18 protein-coding genes and 1 pseudogene are annotated in these 21,556 nt (G+C 70.8%); 13 read left to right on the top strand and 6 right to left on the bottom strand.

Going from position 1 to position 21,556, the window contains the following annotated elements; genetic code table 11:
- Positions 1-90 precede the first annotated feature (90 nt).
- The 4 genes from LLS1_RS03955 to LLS1_RS03940 are packed head-to-tail and all read left to right on the top strand — an operon-like array spanning position 91 to position 3,375.
- Complete coding sequence (locus LLS1_RS03955; RefSeq protein WP_226653702.1) at positions 91-966, top strand: ABC transporter ATP-binding protein; 876 nt, start codon at positions 91-93, stop codon at positions 964-966.
- Entirely contained in the window at positions 963-1,649 is a 687-nt protein-coding gene (locus LLS1_RS03950) for an ABC transporter permease (RefSeq protein ID WP_226653701.1), read from the top strand. Before LLS1_RS03955 ends, LLS1_RS03950 begins: the two co-directional genes overlap by 4 nt.
- Positions 1,646-2,398, top strand: a complete 753-nt coding sequence (locus tag LLS1_RS03945) for an ABC transporter permease (protein ID WP_223360859.1) — start codon at positions 1,646-1,648, stop codon at positions 2,396-2,398. The genes LLS1_RS03950 and LLS1_RS03945 overlap by 4 nt, the downstream gene beginning before the upstream one ends.
- Positions 2,399-2,448: 50 nt before the next feature.
- Positions 2,449-3,375, top strand: coding sequence for an ABC transporter substrate-binding protein (locus LLS1_RS03940; protein WP_226653700.1), 927 nt, complete (start codon positions 2,449-2,451; stop codon positions 3,373-3,375).
- A 9-nt stretch (positions 3,376-3,384) separates the two neighbouring features.
- Here the strand turns inward: LLS1_RS03940 and LLS1_RS03935 are convergent, their stop codons facing one another.
- The 4 genes from LLS1_RS03935 to LLS1_RS03920 form a co-directional block, all read right to left on the bottom strand.
- Positions 3,385-4,059, bottom strand: a complete 675-nt coding sequence (locus tag LLS1_RS03935) for a DedA family protein (protein ID WP_226653699.1) — start codon at positions 4,057-4,059, stop codon at positions 3,385-3,387.
- Positions 4,056-4,646, bottom strand: a complete 591-nt coding sequence (locus LLS1_RS03930; RefSeq protein WP_226653698.1) for a TetR/AcrR family transcriptional regulator — start codon at positions 4,644-4,646, stop codon at positions 4,056-4,058. The genes LLS1_RS03935 and LLS1_RS03930 overlap by 4 nt, the downstream gene beginning before the upstream one ends.
- A gap of 72 nt (positions 4,647-4,718) precedes the next feature.
- Positions 4,719-5,663, bottom strand: a complete 945-nt coding sequence (locus tag LLS1_RS03925; protein WP_226653697.1) for a M56 family metallopeptidase — start codon at positions 5,661-5,663, stop codon at positions 4,719-4,721.
- 7 nt (positions 5,664-5,670) lie between these two features.
- Positions 5,671-6,039 (bottom strand): BlaI/MecI/CopY family transcriptional regulator, encoded by a 369-nt coding sequence (locus tag LLS1_RS03920; protein WP_223360864.1) that lies wholly within the window; start codon positions 6,037-6,039, stop codon positions 5,671-5,673.
- 96 nt (positions 6,040-6,135) lie between these two features.
- On the opposite strand from LLS1_RS03920, the gene LLS1_RS03915 reads away from it, so the two are divergent.
- The 4 genes from LLS1_RS03915 to cydC are packed head-to-tail and all read left to right on the top strand — an operon-like array spanning position 6,136 to position 11,921.
- Positions 6,136-7,548 carry a cytochrome ubiquinol oxidase subunit I gene (locus tag LLS1_RS03915; protein ID WP_226653696.1) on the top strand — a complete coding sequence of 471 codons (1,413 nt, stop codon included), beginning with the start codon at positions 6,136-6,138 and terminating at the stop codon, positions 7,546-7,548.
- 13 nt (positions 7,549-7,561) lie between these two features.
- A complete protein-coding gene (cydB, locus tag LLS1_RS03910; protein ID WP_226653695.1) occupies positions 7,562-8,581 on the top strand; it encodes a cytochrome d ubiquinol oxidase subunit II in 1,020 nt (339 codons plus the stop codon).
- A gap of 3 nt (positions 8,582-8,584) precedes the next feature.
- Positions 8,585-10,246: a thiol reductant ABC exporter subunit CydD gene (gene cydD, locus LLS1_RS03905; RefSeq protein ID WP_226653694.1), complete on the top strand. Its 1,662-nt coding sequence runs from the start codon at positions 8,585-8,587 to the stop codon at positions 10,244-10,246.
- A complete protein-coding gene (cydC, locus tag LLS1_RS03900; RefSeq protein WP_226653693.1) occupies positions 10,236-11,921 on the top strand; it encodes a thiol reductant ABC exporter subunit CydC in 1,686 nt (561 codons plus the stop codon). Before cydD ends, cydC begins: the two co-directional genes overlap by 11 nt.
- Here the strand turns inward: cydC and LLS1_RS03895 are convergent.
- Positions 11,896-12,690 (bottom strand): aminotransferase class IV, encoded by a 795-nt coding sequence (locus LLS1_RS03895; RefSeq protein WP_226653692.1) that lies wholly within the window; start codon positions 12,688-12,690, stop codon positions 11,896-11,898. The genes cydC and LLS1_RS03895 overlap by 26 nt on opposite strands.
- A 17-nt stretch (positions 12,691-12,707) precedes the next feature.
- Between LLS1_RS03895 and pabB the strand changes: the two genes are divergently transcribed.
- The 5 genes and pseudogenes from pabB (at position 12,708) to holA (ending at position 21,136) form a co-directional block, all read left to right on the top strand.
- A complete protein-coding gene (pabB, locus tag LLS1_RS03890) occupies positions 12,708-14,096 on the top strand; it encodes an aminodeoxychorismate synthase component I (protein ID WP_226653691.1) in 1,389 nt (462 codons plus the stop codon).
- A gap of 173 nt (positions 14,097-14,269) precedes the next feature.
- Complete coding sequence (gene leuS / locus LLS1_RS03885) at positions 14,270-16,858, top strand: leucine--tRNA ligase (protein ID WP_226653690.1); 2,589 nt, start codon at positions 14,270-14,272, stop codon at positions 16,856-16,858.
- A gap of 131 nt (positions 16,859-16,989) precedes the next feature.
- Positions 16,990-17,664, top strand: coding sequence for a helix-hairpin-helix domain-containing protein (locus LLS1_RS03880; protein ID WP_226653689.1), 675 nt, complete (start codon positions 16,990-16,992; stop codon positions 17,662-17,664).
- 158 nt (positions 17,665-17,822) lie between these two features.
- Positions 17,823-19,832, top strand: a pseudogene (locus LLS1_RS03875) (ComEC/Rec2 family competence protein); the annotation flags it as partial.
- 248 nt (positions 19,833-20,080) lie between these two features.
- Positions 20,081-21,136 (top strand): DNA polymerase III subunit delta, encoded by a 1,056-nt coding sequence (gene holA, locus LLS1_RS03870; RefSeq protein WP_226653688.1) that lies wholly within the window; start codon positions 20,081-20,083, stop codon positions 21,134-21,136.
- Positions 21,137-21,280: 144 nt separating this feature from the next.
- Here holA and rpsT read toward each other — a convergent pair whose 3' ends face one another.
- Complete coding sequence (gene rpsT / locus LLS1_RS03865; protein WP_223360874.1) at positions 21,281-21,541, bottom strand: 30S ribosomal protein S20; 261 nt, start codon at positions 21,539-21,541, stop codon at positions 21,281-21,283.
- Positions 21,542-21,556: the final 15 nt, after the last annotated feature.

Here is a 21,556-nt window from a genome sequence, read left to right as displayed (position 1 = left end):
CCGTTACAGAAGGACTCATCCGTTGCCAAACGGCCAGAACGCTGTTTGGGTGGAATGGATGGACCTCACCGACAGAAATGGGCCCCAGCGATGATCGAGTTCCGTTCGGTGACGAAGCGGTTCCCCGACGGGACGGTCGCGGTCGACGACTTCTCGCTGGTCATCCCGTCGCGCAAGATCACCGTGCTGGTCGGCTCCTCCGGCAGCGGTAAGACCACGATCCTCCGCATGATCAACCGCATGGTCGATCCGACCAGCGGCACGATCGAGATCGACGGGGAGGACGTCCAGAGGCTCCAGCCGGTGCAACTGAGGCGGAGCATCGGCTACGTGATGCAGAACTCCGGGCTCCTCCCGCACCGCAAGGTGGTGGACAACATCGCCACGGTCCCCCTGCTTCGCGGCGTGAAGAAGAAGGAGGCGCGCGAGAACGCGCTCACGCTCATGGACACCGTCGGCCTGGAGCGCTCGCTCGCGGACCGCTATCCCAGTCAGCTCTCGGGCGGCCAGCAGCAGCGCGTGGGCGTCGCGCGCGGGCTCGCGGTCGACCCCAACATCCTTCTGATGGACGAGCCGTTCGGCGCAGTCGACCCGATCGTGCGCGACGAGCTGCAGAACGAGCTCCTGCATCTGCAACGCGAGCTCGACAAGACGGTGGTGTTCGTGACGCACGACATCGACGAGGCCTTCCGGCTGGGCAGCCAGGTGGTGATCTTCCGCAAGGGCGGCATCATCGCGCAGCAGGGAACGCCGTCGGAGATCCTCGCCGCGCCCGCCGACGAGTTCGTGGCATCGTTCATCGGCGCCGACCGCGGACGGCGTGCGCTGCACGTCGAGCAGACCCCGACCGGCTCGGTGCTGGTCGACAGCGAAGGGCGCCCGGCCGGTGTGCTGGCGTCCGACGAGGCAAAGGCCACGACCCTCCCGGTCGTGGGTGCTCCGGCGCAGGGTGAGGAAGCGTCGTGAGCTGGCTGTGGTCGAACCTCGGCCTCGTCTGGGATCTCACGGTCGCTCACGTGACGTTGAGCGTGTTCCCGATCGTCATCGGGTTCCTGGTCTCGCTTCCGATCGGATGGGTGGCGAACCGATACCGCGCGAGTCGCGGCGTGCTGCTGACGATCGGCGGCATCCTCTACACGATTCCGTCGCTGCCACTCTTCGTCGCGATGCCCGCCCTGATCGGCACACAGATCCTCGACCCGGTCAATGTCGTGATCGCGCTGAGCCTCTACGCGCTCGCCCTCATGGTCCGCACGACGTCGGACGCGTTGGCAAGCGTCCCGGGCGACGTGCTGCAGTCCGCGACGGCCGTCGGCTTCAGCACGTGGCGCCGGTTCTGGTCGGTGGAGCTGCCCTTGGCGGGTCCGGTGCTGCTCGCGGGTCTCCGGGTGGTGTCGGTGAGCACGGTGAGTCTCGTGAGCGTCGGCTCACTGGTCGGTGTGAGCAACCTCGGCACGATGTTCGTGCAGGGACTCAACCAGTACAACAACGCGGAGGTCGTGACGGGCATCGTCACGATCGTCGTCATCGCGCTCCTGTTCGACCTCGTCCTCGTCCTGTTGGGCCGGGTGCTCATGCCCTGGACGAGGCTCGGCACCACGAAGCGCGCGAGCCGTCGCGCCGCACTGAAGGCGGTGACCGGCGTATGACCGACATCCTCGCGGCGTTCGCCTGGGTCTTCGACCCCGCCAACTGGGCCGGGGCCTCCGGAATCCCCGCCCGCCTCGGCGAGCACGTCTGGTACTCCTTCTTGACGCTGGTCCTCGCCGCCGCGATCGCGCTGCCGATCGGCCTCGCGATCGGGCACACCGGCCGGTTCCGCGGTCTCGCGGTCGGCGTCTCGGGCGCGCTGCGCGCCATCCCGACGCTGGGCCTCGTCGTCTACCTCGCCCTGATCACGCTGAACCTCAGCATCGTGCCCCCGTTGATCGCCCTGACCATCCTGGCGATCCCGCCCGTGCTCGCCGGGGCGTACTCCGGGCTGGAGTCGGTCGACCGCCGGACCATCGACGCGGCGCGGGCGATGGGCATGACGGAGCTGCAGATCCTGTTCAAGGTCGAGATCCCGCTGTCCCTTCCGCTCATCATCGGCGGGCTGCGTTCTGCGGCCCTCCAGGTCATCGCGACCTGGACCGTCGCGGCCATCCTGCCGGTCGGCGGTCTCGGCCGCTTCCTGTTCGACGGCCTCGCCGTCCAGCGCTATGACGAGATGCTGGGCGGCTCCATCCTCGTCATCGTGCTCGCGCTCGTCACCGATGGTGTCTTCGCGATCGTGCAGCGCCTCGTCGTGCCGCGCGGCGTGCGCGCCGGGAGCGTGCAGGACGTCCGCACGAAGAAGGACCCCTGGCGTCCGATCGGGCCGTCCGTGCCCAACCGTCCGGTCGGCTCCGGAACCTGACCCCCGAACCCACCAAGATCCCCAGCACCCACCGAAAGAGAGAAACCAAAATGTTCGCATCCAAGAGAGGCCGCATCGCGGCCGGCGTGGTCGCGGCGGGAGCCCTCCTCGCTCTCAGCGCGTGCTCGTCCGGCGGCGGCGCGCTCGGCGGCAACACCTCGTCCTCGTCGAGCGACAGCGTCACGATCGGCTCGGCGGCGTTCGGCGAGTCCGAGATCCTCATGCAGGTCTACGGCCAGGCCCTCGCGGCCAACGGCGTGAAGGTCAACTACAAGCCCAGCATCGGCCAGCGCGACGTCTACCTCAAGGCGCTGCAGGACGGATCGATCGATCTCATCCCCGAGTACAGCGGGAACCTGCTGCAGTTCTACAAGAAGGACGCCACCGCCACCTCGAGCGACGACGTCTACACGGCGCTCACATCCGCGCTGCCGAAGGGCTACGAGGTGCTCGACCAGGCGGAGGCGCAGGACGCCGACTCCTACAACGTCACCAAGGAGTTCTCGGAGAAGTGGGGCGTGACCAGCCTCTCCGACCTCTCCAAGGTCACCGAGCCGCTCACGGTCGGCGCCAACCCGGAGTTCGAGACCCGTCCCTACGGCATCCCGGGGCTCAAGTCGGCTTACGGCGTCACCGCGACGCTGAAGCCGATCAGCGACTCGGGCGGCCCGCTCACCGTCACCGCCTTGAAGAACGGCGACGTGCAGCTGGCGGACATCTACACGACGACGCCGGCCATCAAGGACAACGGGTTCGTGACGCTCAAGGACCCGAAGAGCCTGATCGCGGCCCAGAACATCGTCCCGCTGATCAACAGCGGCAAGGCGACGGACAAGGTCAAGGAGGTCCTCAACAAGGTCTCCGCCGAGCTGACCACCGACGACCTGATCGCGATGAACAGCGAGAACCAGGGCGACAGCAAGACCGCGCCTGACGTGGTCGCGAAGAACTGGCTGAAGGACCACCCGGTCAAGTAGCCGGGAGGATCATTCTCCGTCGTGCGGCGGCTCGGGAGACCGGGCCGCCGCACTCATGTGCGCGGCCTCGCGCTTCTGCAGGAGCTTCTTCACCAGGAACACCAGCAGGACGAACACCGCGATGATCGCCACGAAGATGTAGCCGGCCCAGTGCAGCTCGCGGGAGAGCTCCCGATAGCTCCCCGCGGCGAGCGATCCCACGGTGACGTAAGCGAACGCCCACAGGATGCAGGCGGGCGCTGTCCAGGCCATGAAGGTGCGGTACCGCATCGGGCTCATCCCGACCGTCAGCGGGATGAGGGAGTGCAGCACGGGCAGGAACCGCGACAGGAAGACGGCGATACCGCCCCGTCGCGCGAGGTACGCCTCCGCCTTGTCGAAGTTGTCCTGGCCGAGCCTCCGGCCGAGCCGGCTCGCCCGGATCCGCGGACCGAACCAGCGGCCGAGGGCGAACCCGAAGGATTCGCCGCACAGCGCGCCGACGACGACGGCCGCGACCATCGCGATGTACTCCACCGGACCCTCGACCGCGGTGCTGGCCACCAGCACGACGGTATCGCCCGGGACGATCAGTCCGATCAGGATGGAGGTCTCCAACATGATCCCGACGCCGGCCAGCAGGGTGCGCAGCACCGGGTCGACGCCCTGGACCAGGTCGAGCAGCCAGTTCAGGGCGTCGTTCATGCGACCGGGCCCGTCCGCACCAGGGTCCAGAATGCGGTGAGGACCTCGGCCATGTCGGCGGAGGGGTCGAGCATCCACTGCACCTGCATGCCGTCGGCGACCGCGATGCCGAGCTGGGCGACCGTGCGCGCGTCGACCGCCGTCGTCATCCGCCCGGCCTCCTGTTCGGCGCGCACGTGCTGCTCGAGCCCCGCGACGATCTTCCGGTAGCGCTCGATGAAGTACCCGTGCCCGGGATGGTCGGGATCGGCCGCCTCGGCGGAGAGGGTCGCATAGAGCTGCACGAGCCCGGGGACGTCCGCGTTGTGACGTACGACCCGCACGAGCCCGTCGGCCGCGTCGTCCCACTGGTCGTCCAGCGCTGCCGTGCCGGTGTCGACCTCGTCGCGCTTGCGGAGCACTTCCGAGAAGAGCTCCTCCTTCGAGGAGAAATGGTGCAGGAGGCCGGCCTGGCTGAGCCCGACGGATTCGGCGATCTCGCGCAGGGATGCTTTGCGATAGCCCTTGTCGGCGAAGACCTCCAGCGCGCGGGACAGGATCTCCTCGCGCTTGGCGATCCCCTTGGCGTACGACCCCTTCTTCGGCATAGGGACGATGCTACTGGGCACTGGCTGGGAGAGTCGGGGCGGCCCGAGCGCAGGCACGGGATGCCGATCGCGTCAGCTGGTGAGGACGAGGACAGGTGGGACCAGCACCAGGAGGACGATCGCGATCGTCACGCTTGTGCGAAGCGCGGGACCGACGGTGCGGCGGCCGGCGGTGAGCCGTGTCTCCCGGGCCAGCAGGGCATCGCGGCGCTGCTCGGGCGAGCGGCGGTCCTTGGGGGCACCGAGAGCGGTGCCCGCGGAACCGGTCTCGTCGACGATACGGATGGCCTCGGCGAGCACGGCGTCCCCCGAGGAGCGCCGCGCGGTGTCGTCCGCGAGCATCTCGAGCAGGAGCGCGACGGCGTCCTGTGCGCGCGTGGCGATCGGGAACCACGGGAGCGCGCGCTTCCACGAGCGGAAGGCGTCGAGCAGCAGATGGTGCTTCTGTCGGAGGTGGGTGCGCTCATGGGCCACCACGGCGTCGAGCTCCTCCGGGCTGAGGAGGGCGATCATCCCCTCCGAGAGCACGGTGACGCTGCGCGCGCCGGGAAGGCAGTACGCGGCCGGCGCCGGATGGTCGATGACGCGGGTGCTCGGGAGGTCGGGCAACGGCGAGCTCAACAGGCGCAGGAGCTCCATGTGCCGGTGCCGCTGGCTTCTGCTCCGCGCAGAGGTGAGCGCCAGGTTGAGGAGGAGGTGGGCGGTGAGCAGCACCGCTGCACTCAGCAGGAAGGCATTGAGGAGCGTGACGCCGGCGGGGAGGGGACCGCTGAAGAGCGTCCCGGCGGCGCTGCCGATCCGGCTCCAGAGGTCATCGCCGAACGGATGCAGCCCCGCGAGGAGGAGGGAGCCGATCATCGAGACGCCGCCGGCGAGCGCGATCGACTGCCACAGCGCCACGGCGAGCACGGGGGCGGCGGGCGGCCAGGTGGCACGCGCCAGCAGCACCGGGACGGGCCAGGCGAGGGCGATCGCCAGCAGGCCGAGGGCGATGGCCGTCTCGTTGACGGGGAGCACGGGCGGGCTAGGCGGTGCGTGCGTCGAGCAGGCGGCGCAGCACCTGCGCCTCCGACTCGTCCACCGTTCCCACGAAGTAGGCGAGGGCCTCGGTGCGGTCGGAGGAGGACTCCAGGACCTCGTGCATGAGGTCGGCGACGTGACCGGCGCGAGTCAGGGTCGCGAAGTAGACGTGGGGACGTGCATCGCGGTCGCGGTCGACCATGCCCTTCTGCTCGAGCCGCGAGAGCACGGTGAGCACCGTGGTGAGGGCGGGAGTCTTGCCCTCTCCGCGCACGGCCGATAGCTTGTCGCGTAACTCGTTGGCGGTGATCGGGGCGTCGCCCGCCCACAAGGCGTCCATGACCGCCCGTTCCAGTTCTCCGAGATTCGCCACGGACCAAGAGTACCGCGAAGAGGCTGAGAATGTTCTACACTCTGTAGAAGAGGCACTTCTACACCGTGTAGAAGACTGATCGAAGGGTGAGACGCCGTGCACGATCTCCTGGACCCGCTGCTCCTGTCGAGGTGGCAGTTCGGTCTTACAACGATCTACCATTTCCTGTTCGTGCCGCTCACCATCGGCGTCGTCACGGTGGTCGCGATCTTCCAGACCTGCTGGTATCGCACGGGCAAGGTCCACTACCTGCAGCTCACGCACTTCTTCGGCAAGCTCTTCCTGATCAACTTCGCCATGGGCGTGGTCACCGGCATCGTGCAGGAGTTCCAGTTCGGCATGAACTGGTCGAACTACTCGCGGTTCGTCGGTGACATCTTCGGCGCGCCGCTCGCCCTGGAGGGCCTGCTCGCCTTCTTCCTCGAGGCGACGTTCATCGGCCTGTGGATCTTCGGCTGGGACAAGCTGCCCCGCGGCCTGCACCTCGCGACCATCTGGCTCACCGCCGCCGGGACGATCCTGTCGGCCTACTTCATCATCGCCGCGAACGCCTTCATGCAGAACCCGGTCGGTTACACGCTGAATCCCGAGCGCGGCCGGGCCGAGCTCACGGACATCTGGGCGGTTCTCACGAACAAGGTGGCGCTGGCGGCCTTCCCGCACACGATCTTCGGCGCCTTCATGGTGTCGGCCGGCCTGATCATCACGGTCGCCGCGTGGCACCTCTCGCGGAACCAGCACCTCGAGACCATGCGCCCCGCTCTTAAGTTCAGCCTCTGGATGATGGTGGTCGCCGGCATCGGTACCGTGCTCAGCGGCGACCAGCTGGGCCTGGCGATGGTCGAGACGCAGCCGATGAAGATGGCAGCGGCGGAGGCGTTGTACAAGACCTCCACGGGGGCGGACGCATCGTTCTCGATCTTCACCCTGGGCACGCCGGACGGTGTGCACGAGCTGTTCTCGATTCGCGTGCCGTATCTCCTCTCGTTCCTCTCGACCCACACGCTCAACGGCACGGTCGAGGGCATCAACGACCTCCAGGCGCAGTACGTGCAGCTGTACGGTCCCGGCGACTACACCCCGACCATCTGGATCACCTATTGGGCCTTCCGCTGGATGATCGGGCTGGGCATGCTGCACGTGCTGGTCGCGGTCGTCGGACTCTGGCTGACCCGCAAGGGCCGCATGCCGCGACACCAGTGGCAGTGGAAGCTCGCCATCTGGGCGATGCCGCTCTCGCTGGCCGCGATGATCGTCGGCTGGATCTTCACCGAGATGGGCCGGCAGCCGTGGATCGTCTTCAGCCTCATGAAGACAGCGGACGGGGTCTCGCCCAACACCACCGGGCTCGAGGTGCTCATCTCGATCATCGCGTTCACCCTCGTGTACGGCGCCCTCGCCGTGGTCGAGTTCAAGCTGATCAAGCGCGCGGCCCAGAAGGGACCGGCCCCCGTCGAGGAGCATCTCGACGACGAGGGCAAGCACGTCCCGGTCGCGACGGTCTACTAGGAGGCGACGGAAAATGGATCTCGCAGTTCTCTGGTTCGGTATCGTCGCCTTCTTCTTCGTCGGCTACTTCGTCCTCGACGGGTTCGACTTCGGCGTCGGGATGGCACTGCCCTTCCTCGGCAAAGACGACGTGGACCGCCGCGTCATGATCAACACCATCGGCCCGGTCTGGGACCTCAACGAGACCTGGGTCATCGTGGGCGGCGCGGCGCTCTTCGCGGCGTTCCCCGAGTGGTACGCGACGCTGTTCAGCGGCTTCTACCTGGCGCTCCTGCTCATCCTGATCGCGCTCATCCTGCGCGGCGTGTCGTTCGAGTACCGCCACCAGCGGCCCGGCGCACGGTGGAAGAAGTGGTTCGACGGGATGATCGTCGTCGGCTCGGCGCTGCCCGCCTTCCTCTGGGGCTGCGCGTTCGCCAACATCGTGCAGGGCGTCGCCCTCGACGCCGGGCACAACTACACGGGCACGCTGTTCGACCTCCTGAACGGATACGGCCTGCTGGGCGGCCTGACGACGCTTCTGCTTTTCTTCACCCACGGTGTCGTGTTCATCTCGCTGAAGACGGACGGTGACATCCGCGAGCGGGCGCGCGCGCTGGCCGTCAAGTCGGGCGCAGTCACGATCGTGGTGGCGGCGGCGTTCCTCCTCTGGACGGGCATCGCGCACTTCTCGGTCGTGTTCCTCGTGCTGGCCGCGCTGGCCGCCGTCGCGCTGATCGCGTCGTGGGTCGCCAACCTGCGCGGAGCGGAGGGCTGGTCGTTCGCGCTCATGGCGGCCACGATCGCCTTCGCGGTGATCTCGCTGTTCGCGGCGCTCTTCCCGAACGTGATGCCGTCGTCGCCGAACCCGGAGAACAGCCTCACGATCGCGAACGCGTCGAGCACCACCGCGACACTGACGGTGATGACCTGGGTGGCGGCGATCTTCCTTCCGCTCATCCTGCTCTACCAGGGGTTCACCTACTGGGTGTTCCGCAAGCGGGTCACCCGGGCGCAGATCCCGGACGAGACGCCCGAGCCTGTGGCCGCCTGACCCGTGCGTCCTCTCGACCCCCGCCTGCTGCGCTACGCCTCCGCGGCCCGCGGCACCCTGGCCGCCGGCGGTCTGCTCGCCCTCGTGCAGACCGCCGCCGGCCTGGCGTTCGCGTGGCTGGTCACCCAACTGATCGTGCGGGCGATCGCCGGCGACGGCCTGGCGGCGCTCAGTGGGCTGATCGCGTCCCTAGTGCTCGTCGTGCTCGGTCGCGGCGTCGTCCTCTGGGCGATGGAGGCCGTCGCGGCGCGCGGGGGAGCCCGCGTGGTCGGTCAGCTGCGCGAGCGGCTGATGTCGGCGGTCGCCGCTCTCGGGCCGGGATGGACGGCCTCCCGCAGTTCGGCCGACGTCGCCCTGGTGGCGGGTCGCGGCATGGACGCGCTGGACGGCTACTTCGGCAAGTACCTGCCCCAGCTCATCCTCACGGCGGTGGCGACCCCGATCCTGGTGGTGGTCATCGGCTGGCAGGATCTCACCAGTGGCATCATCATCGTGCTGACCCTGCCGCTGATCCCGCTCTTCATGGTCCTGGTGGGTTGGGCGACGCAGGCCGCCCAGAAGAGGCAGTGGAAAGCCCTGTCGACTCTGTCGCGCGGCTTCCTCGACGTGGTCGGCGGCCTGTCGACCCTCAAGCTGTTCGGGCGTCAGCACCGGCAGGAGGCGCGCATCCGCTCCGTGAGCGAGGACTACCGCGTGCACACCATGAAGGTCCTGCGCATCTCCTTCCTCTCCGGATTCGTCCTCGAGCTGGCGGCGAGCCTCTCGGTCGCGCTCGTGGCGGTGACCATCGGTCTGCGGCTCGTCGCCGGTGACATGGAGCTCTCCGTCGGACTCTTCGTACTGCTTCTCGCGCCGGAGGCCTTCCTGCCGCTCCGCAACGTGGGGGCGAGCTACCACGCCGCGGCGGAGGGCATCGAGGCGGCGGACAACGCCTTCGCGGTGATCGAGGAGGCCGAGGCGCTGCGGCCGGCGACGACCGGGACGACGCGCACGATGGCTGCGCCCCGGCCGGCCAGCGTCGCGGACGGCCGCACGGCGCTCGTCTTCGAGGAGGTCTCGGTCGCCTACGACGGTCGGGCGGTCGTCGGCCCCTTCACCGCCGCCGTCCCGTCGGGCGCCCTCGCGGTGCTCAGCGCGCCGAGCGGAGCGGGCAAGTCCAGCCTCGTCGCGGCCGCGCTCGGCTTCGTGCCGGCGGAGGGCACCGTGACCGTCGCGGGCCGCGCGGACGCCGACGGGCGCCGCGCGGGCATCGCGTGGGCCGGGCAGCGCCCGGGGCTGAACGCCGGGACGATCGCCGACAACATCGCGCTCGGCGACCCGCACCCCGACCGAACCGCGATCATCGACGCACTGCACGATGCCGCAGCCGGCGAGCTCGACCCCGATGCGCCGCTCCACCAGGGCGGGTCCGGGCTCTCCGGCGGCCAGGCCCAGCGGGTCGCCGTCGCCCGTGCCCTGTACCGACTGCGCACGCGGAGGTGCCCGGTCCTCATCCTCGACGAGCCCACGTCGGCGCTCGACGCCGCGACGGAGTCCGCGCTGCTCGCGAGCCTCCGTCGCATCGCCGACGCCGGCACGGCCGTCCTGGTCGTCAGCCACCGCGCCGCCGTGGTCGCCGCAGCCGACCTGATCCTCGAACCGGAGGCGACGAACCGTGTCCGCTGACGTCCGCCGCATCCTCCGGCTGGCACTCCCGCCCGCCCGCCGCCTGTGGGCCGCGATCGCTCTCGGCGCACTGAGCGCGGCGTGCGCCGTGGCGCTGCTCGGGGCGTCGGCGTGGCTCATCACCTACGCGGCCGAGCAGCCTCCCGTCCTCTTCCTGTCGATGGCGGTCGTCGGGGTCCGCGCGTTCGCCCTGGGACGTGCCTTCTTCCGCTACCTGGAACGCCTCGCCGGCCACGACGCCGCCTTCCGCCAGCTGCCGGCCATCCGCTCGTCGCTGTACGCGCGGCTCGTCCCGCTGGCGCCCGACGGCGTGCGCGGGAACCGCTCCGGCGACGTGCTCTCCCGTCTCGCCGACGACGTCGACGAACTCCAGAACCACTCGCTGCGGGTCGTCCAGCCCCTGGTGACGTCGGGAGTCATCGCGCTCGGGAGCGTCGTCGCGACCTTCTTGCTGCTGCCTGAGGCCGGTGGTGCCCTGCTGGCCATGCTCGTTCTGGCCGCCATCGCGGGGTCGGTCGTCAACTCCTGGGCTGCCGGTGCCGCCGAGCGGCGCGTGGCCCCGTTGCGGGCCGAGCTCACCGCCGGGATCCTCGACCTGGTGCGCAACGTGGACGTGCTCACCGCGTACGACGCGCTGCCGGACGCGCAGCGACGCGTCCGCGAGGCGAGCGAGCGCCTGACCGGCGCCGTGCGAGCGCGGGCGGCAGGACTCGGCCTCACGGCGGGTGTCGTCTCCCTCCTCGCCGGCGGTGCGACGGTCCTGGGCCTGGTGTTCGGCATCCCCGCCGTCGACACCGGGCGTATCGGCGGCCCCGTACTCGCGGTGATCGCATTGCTGCCCCTCGCGGTGTTCGAAGTGTTCGGGATGGTGCCGCTCGCCCTGGGCGCCTGGCGTCAGGTGACGGCGAGCGCGCAGCGCATCGCGGAGGCCGCCCCGGCGACGCTTCCCGCGGGAGTGCCCGTCGACGGACCCGACGCTCGGCCGCTGACGATCGACGGAGTGCCGACGGTGCGACTGTCCGGCATGTCCGCTCGGTGGCCCGGCACGGATCTCCCGGTGCTCCACGACATCGACCTGGAGCTCGCTCCGGGCGAGCGCGTGCTCCTCACGGGCCCGACTGGGGCGGGCAAGACGGCGCTCGCCCACGTGCTCGTGCGGTTCCTCGATCACGAGGGCAGCGTCGCGATCGACGGTGTCGAGACGCGCGACGCCCGCCAGGACGATGTCCGGCGCGTCGTCGGCCTGTGCGAGCAGCAGCCGTACCTGTTCGACGCCGACCTGCGGCAGAACCTCCTCTTCGCCCGCGAGACTGCGACCGACGACGAGCTTCTGGCGGTCCTGCATCGGGTCGGGCTCGCCGAGTGGGCCGCGGAGCGTGAGGGCCTGGCCACGAGAGTCGGTGAGCGCGGCGCGCTCGTCTCGGGCGGTCAGGCGCAGCGGATCGCACTCGCCCGCGCGTTGCTCGCCGACTTCCCGGTGCTCGTGGTGGACGAGCCGACCGCGAACGTCGACGTGGCGGCGGCGGACCGGGTCGTCGCCGACATCCTGCGGACTGCGGACGAGGACGGACGCACGGTCCTGCTCATCTCCCACACCGACGTCCCTCCCGCACTGATCACCCGCCGGATCGAGCTGGAAGACGGCCGGATCAGGGGAGCGGCGGCAGCGGCCTGACCAGCGCGGAGAAGCGTGCTCGCCACGCGTCGAGACGCGCCGCGTCCGGGGACAGCGCCGGTCCGTCGACCCAGGCCGTGACGGTGCGGATGCCGTGAAGGGCGTTGACCGCCCAGAGGGTGACGCCGTCGAGCTGGGCGGGCCGGGCCTCCTCCTCGTCGACCGGGATGCGGAGCGCGGCCGCGACGCCGCGGACGGTGCGAGCGGCGACGCTGTCGACGCGGGGGAGCGAGAGCGGCGGGGTGACCAGGGTGTCGCCGCGCCACCACAGCAGCGCCGTGGTCGCGCCATCGGCGACGAACCCCTCGTCGAGGATCACGGCCTCCTGGGCGCCTCGCTGCTGAGCGCGCTGGCGCAGGACCGACAGCCGCTCGATGTCCGGCCCCTTGATGTCGGGGACCCGGCGCGGGTCGGAAGCGGCGGTGGCGACCACGAGCTCGGTGCCGAGCGGCGGGGCGGTCCGCAGCCGGAAGCGGAGACGGAGCGCGTCGCGGGTGCGGACGAGCTCGAGCCGCGGGAACCACGCGCCGTCCCGCGGTATCGCGGCGACGCCCGCCTCCCAGAACCGTTCGAGGTCGGAGCGATCCAGGTGCCCCTGCAGCCGTGCGGACTCGGCGAACCGCGATCCGTGCAGCCCAAGGGCGAGCACACCGCCGCCGTCGACCAGGAACGAATCGGCGACGAGCAGTTCGGTCTCCGCGACCTCGCAGGTGTCGCGAGCCAGCAGCTCCGCGCCAGACCAGTCGAAGAGGGTGCTGCTCGCGTCCATTCGCCTAGGCTAGCCCAGTGGTCCTCCCGCCCCTCGCGCGGCAGCTCGACGACTGGGTCGATCCTGCCGACGCCTTCGTCGCCCTGTTCGGGCCCGACTCCGCCGTCGCCCCCGGCGTCGACGCCGTCTGGCTGGATAGCGGGCCGGGCGCGACGTCGGGCCGCAGTATCCTCGGCACCGGCAGCCGTGTCCTCACCGCCTCGGCGGCGCGCCGGAGGGTCGTCGTCGACGGCGTGCCCACCTCCGGCGGCGTGCTGGATGCGCTGCGGCGCGAAGTCACGTCGTCGCGCGCCGCGCGCACCCCGGGATCGCCGCTCGGCTGGATCGGCTGGATCGGCTACGAGAGCGGAGCAGTCGCACTCGGCGTGCCGACGCGGGCCGGCGACGGCGCGGACTCCGCGCTGCTGCTCCTCGACCGCGCCGCCGTGTTCGACCACGCGACGGGTCGGGTCGAGCTGATCGCCGACGACCTGCCGGAGGGCTCCGAGTGGCTGGAGGCGGCCGCGCGGGCACTGAGTGCGAGCGCCGGGGCCGCGGACGCGCACCTCGCCGATCATCCTGCGCCCCCCGCCAGGGCGGCGTGGCGGCACACCGAGGACGAGTACCTGGACCTGATCCGCGCCTGCCGGGACGCGATCCGCGCCGGAGACGCCTACCAGCTGTGCCTCACGAACCTCGCGACCGCCCGTACCGCGGCGGATCCCCTCGCCGTGCACCTGCGGCTCCGCACGGCGAGTCCGGCGCACCACGCGGGGTTCCTGCGGATCGGGGGCGAGACGCTGGTCAGCTCGTCTCCGGAGCAGTTCCTGCGGGTGACGTCGGACGGCCGCGTGCGCACGAAGCCGATCAAGGGCACGCGGCCGCGAGGCACGACTCCCGCGGCCGATGTCGCCCTGCGCGCCGAACTGGAGGCGAGCGAGAAGGAGCGCGCGGAGAATGTCATGATCGTCGACCTCATGCGCAACGACCTCGGGCGCGTGTGCGAGGTGGGGACGGTGGAGGTGAGCCGCCTGCTGGCCGTCGAGAGCTACGCGCAGGTCCACCAGCTGGTGAGCACGGTCGAGGGACGACTGCGGTCGGGGATGACAGCCGTCGACGTGGTCGCGGCCTGCTTCCCGGCAGGTTCGATGACGGGAGCCCCGAAGCTCAGCGCGATGACGATCCTCGCCGGTCTCGAGCGGGGGCCGCGCGGCGTCTACGCCGGCTGCTTCGGGATGTTCGGCGCCGACGGTTCGGCGGATCTCGCGATGGTGATCCGCAGCCTCCGATTCCGCGACGGGGGTGTGGAGATCGGCGCGGGCGGCGGTATCACGGCGCTGTCCGTCCCGTCCGAGGAGGTGGAGGAGGTGCGGGTGAAGGCGTCCGCGCTGCTGCGTGCGGCGGGACTCTCCGCCGCCGCTCCCTGACCCGGCCCGTCTTGGCGTCCGCTGGGAACGGACTGGACACCTCCGACGTTTAGTAGTCTGGAGACCCGGGCTTCGTGCCCGGCGTCTGCTTCGCCGCCCACTCCGCCCGACGCTCCGCCGTCCGGCGCGACCGGACGGCGCCGACACAGCGCTAGCGAGAAAACAGGAGCCCCGTGGCACACCAGCACGATTCAGGGAGCACGCCCGTCGAGGGCGCGCAGTACGACTTCGCCGCCATCCAGAGCAAGTGGCTTCCGGTCTGGGACGAGCTGAAGCCGTTCGCCACGGACGACCCGGACGACACGCGCCCCCGCAAGTACATCCTCGACATGTTCCCGTACCCCTCCGGCGACCTGCACATGGGCCACGCCGAGGCGTACGCACTGGGCGACGTCATCGCCCGCTACTGGCGGCAGCAGGGCTTCAACGTGCTGCACCCGATCGGCTGGGACGCCTTCGGCCTGCCCGCCGAGGGCGCGGCGATCAAGCGCAACCTGGACCCGCGCGACTGGACGTACGACAACATCGCGCAGCAGAAGGCCAGCATGCGCCGCTACGCCCCCAGCTTCGACTGGGATCGCGTGCTGCAGACGTGCGACCCGGACTACTACCGCTGGAACCAGTGGCTGTTCCTGAAGCTGTACGAGAAGGGCCTGGCCTACCGCAAGGCGAGTCAGGTCAACTGGTGTCCCTTCGACCAGACCGTGCTGGCCAACGAACAGGTCGTCAACGGGCGCTGCGAGCGCTGCGACAATCTGGTGACCAAGAAGAAGCTGACCCAGTGGTACTTCCGGATCACGGACTACGCCGACCGCCTGCTGGATGACCTGAAGCAGCTGGAGGGCGCGTGGCCCTCCAAGGTGCTGAGCATGCAGCGCAACTGGATCGGCCGCTCGACCGGCGCCGACGTGCAGTTCGCCATCGAAGGCCGCGAGGAGCCCGTGACGGTCTACACGACCCGACCCGACACGCTCTACGGTGTGACGTTCATGGTCGTCGCGCCCGACTCCGACCTGGCCGCCGAGCTGGTCGAGGGCGCCCGCCCGGAGGTGCGCCAGCGCTTCGACGAGTACCTGGAGACCGTCCGCGGCACGACGGAGATGGACCGGCTGAGCACGGAGCGCGAGAAGACAGGCGTCTTCCTGGAGCGTCACGCGGTCAACCCGCTGACCGGCGAGCGCATCCCGATCTGGGCGGCCGACTACGTGCTGAGCGACTACGGCCACGGGGCGATCATGGCCGTACCCGCGCACGACCAGCGCGACCTGGACTTCGCGCGCGCCTTCGATCTGCCGGTGCGCGTGGTCGTGGACACGACCCAGCCGGTGACGGGCGTCATCCCGGTGATCCCCGTCGACCCGGAGACGGGCGAGCCGATGATGCCGGAGGGTGCTCCGCTGGAGAACCCGTCCGAGACGGGCGTCGCTCTGACCGGCGAGGGACGCCTGATCAATTCGGGGCCGTTCGACGGCCTGAGCAAGTCCAACGCGATCCGCAGGGTGACCGAGGCGCTGCAGGCGTCTTCGCTGGGCGAGCCCGCGAAGAACTTCCGTCTGCGCGACTGGCTGATCTCGCGTCAGCGGTATTGGGGCACGCCCATCCCGATCATCCACTGCGCGTCCTGCGGTGAGGTGCCGGTCCCGGAGGACCAGCTGCCCGTGCTGCTGCCGCCGGCCGAGGGCCTGGACCTGAAGCCGAAGGGCACCAGCCCGCTCGGGGCGGCCGAGGACTGGGTCAACGTCTCCTGCCCGACGTGCGGCGGCCCGGCCAAGCGTGACGCCGACACGATGGACACGTTCGTCGACAGCTCCTGGTACTTCCTCCGCTTCCTGTCGCCGAAGGACGACACGCAGGCGTTCGACCCGCGCGAGGCGGAGAAGTGGGCACCGGTCGACCAGTACGTCGGGGGCGTGACGCACGCCATCCTGCACCTGCTGTACTCGCGCTTCATCACCAAGGTGCTGTTCGACATGGGCTCGATCAGCTTCACCGAGCCGTTCACGGCTCTGCTCAACCAGGGCATGGTGCTGATGGAGGGCTCGGCGATGTCGAAGTCCCGCGGCAACATCGTGAAGCTGTCCGAGCAGCTGGACGAGCACGGTGTGGACGCGGTGCGCCTGACGATGGCCTTCGCCGGCCCTCCGGAGGACGACATCGACTGGGCGGACGTGTCGCCGTCGGGCAGCGCCAAGTTCCTCGCGCGCGCGTGGCGCGTTGCGCACGACGTGACGAGCTCGCCGGACGTCGTCTGGAAGACGGGCGACCCCGCGCTACGCCGGGTCACTCACCGCTTCCTCGCCGACGCGCCCGGCCTGATCGAGGCGTTCAAGTTCAATGTGGTCGTCGCGCGTCTGATGGAGCTCGTCAACGCGACCCGCAAGGCGATCGACACCGGCGCCGGTGCGGGCGACGCTGCCGTGCGTGAGGCGGCCGAGGTCACCGCGATGGCGCTCAACCTGTTCTCCCCGTACACGGCGGAGGACATGTGGCAACTGCTCGGCTACGAGCCGTCGGTGGCGCTGGCGCAGTGGCGCAAGGCCGATCCGACGCTGCTGATCGAGGAGTCGGTCACCGCTGTCGTGCAGGTCGACGGCAAGGTGCGCGACCGCGTGGAGGTCTCGCCGAAGATCTCCGCCGACGACCTCGAGGCGCTGGCCCGCGCCTCCGAGGCCGTGATCCGCTCGGTGGGCGACCGTGAGATCGTGAACGTCATCGTGCGGGCGCCCCGCCTGGTCAACATCGCCACCCGGCCGAAGGGCTGACGGGGGCGGTCGGGACGACCGGCCCGACACGCACCGGACGGCGGTCCTCCACAGGAGGACCGCCGTTCTACGTTGTGCACTGTTTTCGGGTGGCGCCGCCGACAACCGCGCCGGTTTCCTAGCGTGAGGACATGCGCCACCGCTCCGAGACCGCCGTGAGTCCGACCGAGTCGGACGCGCCGTCGTCCGAGCGTCGTCGACTGCGGCTCGGAGTCGGCGCAGTGGTGGTGCTCCTGCTCGGTGCGTTCGTCGTCGCCATCCTGACGTCGGCGTTCGCGCAGCGAGGGGAGGAGCAGCAGGGCGTGGATGTGCCTTCGGCTCCTGCGTCGGCGGGCCCGTCGCCCAGCGCGGGCGCGCCGGGGGCGGCCGAGCTCTTCGTCCACGTCTCGGGTGCAGTCCTGTCGCCCGGGCTCGTCACCCTCGACGCCGGAGCGCGCGTCGTCGACGCCATCGCCGCAGCCGGAGGTCTTGCGCCCGATGCCGATCCGGACGGAGTGAACCTGGCCCGGCCGATCGCGGACGGAGAGCAGCTCGTCGTGCCGCGGGAGGGCGAGGCTCCCGCGCAAGTCGATGGGGCGGCGAGCGGGCCTGGTGGAGGCGCTGCCGGCGCGTCGGCGGCGGTCAACCTCAACACCGCGGGACGGAGCGAGCTGGAGACTCTCCCGCGCATCGGCCCCGCTCTGGCGCAGCGCATCCTCGACTGGCGCGCCGCCAACGGGCGGTTCTCGCAGCCGTCCGACCTGCTCCAGGTGACCGGGATCGGCGAGAAGGTGTTCGACGGACTGAAGGACCGGGTGACGGTGTGACCGGCCGCGCCGCGTCGCCCCCGGACCTGCGGTTGGCCCTCCCTGCCGCCGCACTGTGGACGGCGTGCGCCGTGGGCGTCGGCTGGCCGGAGGGGAGCGGGCCCACGGCGGTGGGGGCGGGGGTCGGCGCCGCGGCGCTCGTCGCTGCCGCGGCGTGGATGCGGCGCGGGAGGCGTCGGGTGCTGGTCGCCGCCGTGATGGCCGCAGGCGTCGCGCTCGGTAGCGCCGTGACGGCGGTTCGCGCTCCGGAGCGGACGGCCGCCGTGCTGGAGGAGGCCGCCGCAGAGCACCGCGCGGTCACGCTCACCGTGCGGGTGGACGGCCCCGCGCGACCGGTGGCGATGGGAATCGATGGGCGGCCCCGGTGGAGCTGGCGGGGAACGGCGACCGCAGCGGATGCTCAGGGGGAGTCATCGCGCGCGTCGCCCTCGCGAGCCGCTGGGAGGGGGATCCGCGTGCCGATCACCGTGTTCTCGGACGGCGAGGAGGGTGCGGGGTCCGGTGTGCCGACGATCGGCGCCGCAGCGATGGTCTCGGGGACGCTTCGCCGCAACGAACCCGGGGAGGCGACGAGCTTCCGCGTGGCGGCGTCGACGGCGCCACGGGAGGTGGAGCGGGCTCCCGCCTGGCTGTCGTGGACGGCGCCGGTCCGCGAGGCCTTCGCAACTTCGGCGCGGACGATGCCGGGGGACGGCGGCGCGCTGCTCCCCGGGCTCGCGATCCGCGACGAGTCCGCGGTGCCGAGCGACCTCGACGAGGCGATGAAGGCGAGTTCGCTCAGCCATCTGACCGCCGTCTCCGGGGCGAACTGTGCGCTGGTTACCGGCTTAGTCTTCGTGGTCTCCGCACGCCTCGGCGCCGGGCGCCGGTTGCGGCTGGCGATCGCCGGAGGCGCCCTGCTGGCCTTCGTCGTCCTGGTCGGGCCGGGGGCGAGCATCCTGCGGGCGGCGGTGATGGCGATCGTCGTCCTGGTTGCGCTCGCCCGTGGACGGCCTGCCGATGGACTGCCCGCGCTCGGTCTCGCCGTCATCGTCCTGCTCGTGCACGACCCCTGGATGGCGCGCGACTATGGCTTCGCACTCTCCGTGGCGGCGACCGCCGGGCTTCTCCTTCTCGCAGGACCGATCGCCGGCGCGCTCACCCGGTGGATGCCGCGCCCGCTCGCCCTGGGCATCGCCATTCCGGCTGCCGCACAGCTCGCGTGCCAGCCCATCCTCGTGCTGCTCAGCCCGACCCTCCCGCTGTACGGCGTCGTCGCGAACCTCCTGGCCGAGCCGGCCGCGCCGATCGCGACCGTGCTCGGCTGCCTCGCCTGCCTGGTGCTGCTGTGGGCTCCGATGCTGGGGGAGGTGCTCGTGCGGCTGGCCTGGCTCCCCTCGGCATGGATCGCGCAGATCGCGCACACGGCCGCCGGGCTCCCCGGCGCGGCTCTGCCCTGGCTCGAGGGGCTGCCCGGCGTTCTGGCGTGCAGCGCCGCCGTGATCGCGGTCGGGACGCTGAGCAGGGGAAGAAGGCTCCCCCGCGCGGTGACCGCGGCGATGGCGGCCGCACTGGCCGCCGGAGTCGTCGTGTACACCGGGATCCTCGCCGGAGGCGCCGTGGGGCGTGCGCTGGCAATTCCGCCGGACTGGCAGATCGCCGCGTGCGACGTCGGTCAGGGCGACGCCCTGCTGGTCCGCGGCGACGGCGGGGTCGCGATGATCGACGTGGGCCGCGCTCCGGAGGCGGCCGCGGCGTGCCTCGACCGGCTCGGAGTGGAGCGGATCGCTCTGTTGGTCTTGACCCACTACGACGCCGATCACGTCGGCGGGCTCCCCGGGGTCGTCGAGCGCGTGGACGGTGCGCTCGTCGGGCGCGCGGATGGAGCGGCGGATGAGGCCGTGCTCCGCGCGCTGGCGGCACGCGCCATCCCGGTGGCGGAGGCTCGGCGAGGAATGTCGGGAGTACTCGGGTCGCTGCAGTGGGACGTCCTCTGGCCGGCGGCGACGGGGACTCACGTGCCGACCGGGAACGATGGCAGCGTCGTCGTCCGCACGTCGGGGGCGGGACTCACCGGCCTGTTCCTCGGAGACCTGGGGGAGCGGTCTCAGTCGGACGTGCTGCGCGCCGGCGGCCTCGGCGGCGTCGATGTGCTCAAGGTGGCGCATCACGGTTCGGCCGATCAGAGCGAGCGGCTCACCCGGGCGGTGGCGGCGCGCGTCGGCCTGGTCTCGGTCGGCGCGGGCAACGGGTACGGACACCCCACGGCCCGCGCGCTCGGCCTGGTCGAGGCGGCGGGCGGCGTCGTCGCCCGCACGGATCGGCAGGGTCTGGTGCTCGTGGCGGCAGGGTCGGAGGGCCCGCGGGTCTGGTCGGAGCACCGGACGGACGCCGATGCCGGTGGTCGCCCGTATCCTGGAGGGGAACGAGGAGGAACGTGGCGACCCGAAACACCGGCCGCGGCGGCGCGAGCCGCTCCGGAGCGACCAAGGCCCGTGCGGCCGCCAGCGCCATCCCGCAGCTCGCCTGGAACCAGATCCGGCCGGCTCCGGTCGTGCTGGTGTCCGGCACGGAGGGCTTCCTGGCGGACCGCGCCATCCGGTCGCTGCGTGATGCGCTCAAGGCCGACGACCCGAGTCTCGAGATCAGCGATATCTCCGCATCGGACTACGCACCCGGCGAGCTGCTCACGCTCGCGAGCCCCTCCCTGTTCGGCGAGCCGCGGCTGATCCGGGTCGAGGCCGTCGAGAGGTGCACGGACGCGTTCCTGACCGAGACCCTGGACTACGTGGCCGCGCCGGCCGAGGGCACGGTCGTCGTGCTTCGGCACGGAGGCGGTGTGCGCGGCAAGAAGTTGCTCGACGCCATCCGCGGCGGGGCAGGCGGCGGCATCGAGATCGTCTGCGCCGAGCTCAAGAAAGACGCCGAGAAGTACGAGTTCGCCCAGGCGGAGTTCACGGCGGCCGGCCGGAAGATCACACCGGGCGCCCTCCGAGCCATCACATCCGCGTTCGCGGATGATCTGGCCGAGCTGGCGGGAGCCTGCCAGCAGCTGATCTCCGACGCCGCCGAGCAGATCACCGAGGCGACGGTCGATAAGTACTACGGCGGCCGGATGGAGACGAACGCGTTCCAGGTGGCCGACGCCGCCATCGCGGGTCGCCACGGTGATGCGCTCCTCACCATGCGCCACGCCTTGGCATCCGGCGCCGACCCCGTTCCGATGGTGGCGGCGTTCGCCAGCAAGATCCGCACGATGGCCAAGATCTCGGGCGCTCGCGGCGGCTCCGGCCAGCTCGCGCAGCAGTTCGGGCTCGCACCCTGGCAGGTCGACCGCGCCAAGCGCGACCTGCACGGCTGGACCGAAGACGGACTCGGGCGCTGCATCGAGGTGCTCGCCGAGACGGACGCCAACGTGAAGGGCGGAGGCCGCGATCCCGTGTTCGCTCTGGAGCGCATGATCCGCGTCGTCAGCTCCCGCGGACGGGCCTGACACGCCGACACCCGTCAGCCGCGTCAGCCGCGTCTCCGTGCACGGCAGCGGGCGGGCATGCAGAAAGCCCCCGCCGTCGGACCGGGGGTCCTCGGGAGCGGGGGCTCTTCGCGGGCGGGCGGGTGCCCGCCGTGGATCAGCGGCTCAGAGAGCGGCGACCTGCTTGGCGATGGCCGACTTGCGGTTCGCTGCCTGGTTCTGGTGGATGACGCCCTTGCTGGCAGCCTTGTCGATCTTCTTCGAGGCGACACGCAGCGCCGCGGTGGCCTTCTCCTTGTCGCCGGCGACGACGGCCTCACGGGTCGCGCGGATGGCGGTCTTGAGCTCGCTCTTGACGGCCTTGTTGCGCTCCTGCGCCTTCTTGTTGGTGCGGTTGCGCTTGATCTGCGACTTGATGTTTGCCACGGATGGTTACTTTCG

This window comes from Leifsonia sp. LS1, from assembly GCF_020521355.1.
GTDB lineage: Bacteria > Actinomycetota > Actinomycetes > Actinomycetales > Microbacteriaceae > Leifsonia.
Note: the sequence above shows the minus strand (reverse complement) of the source record. Positions and strands in the feature narration are given on the sequence as shown.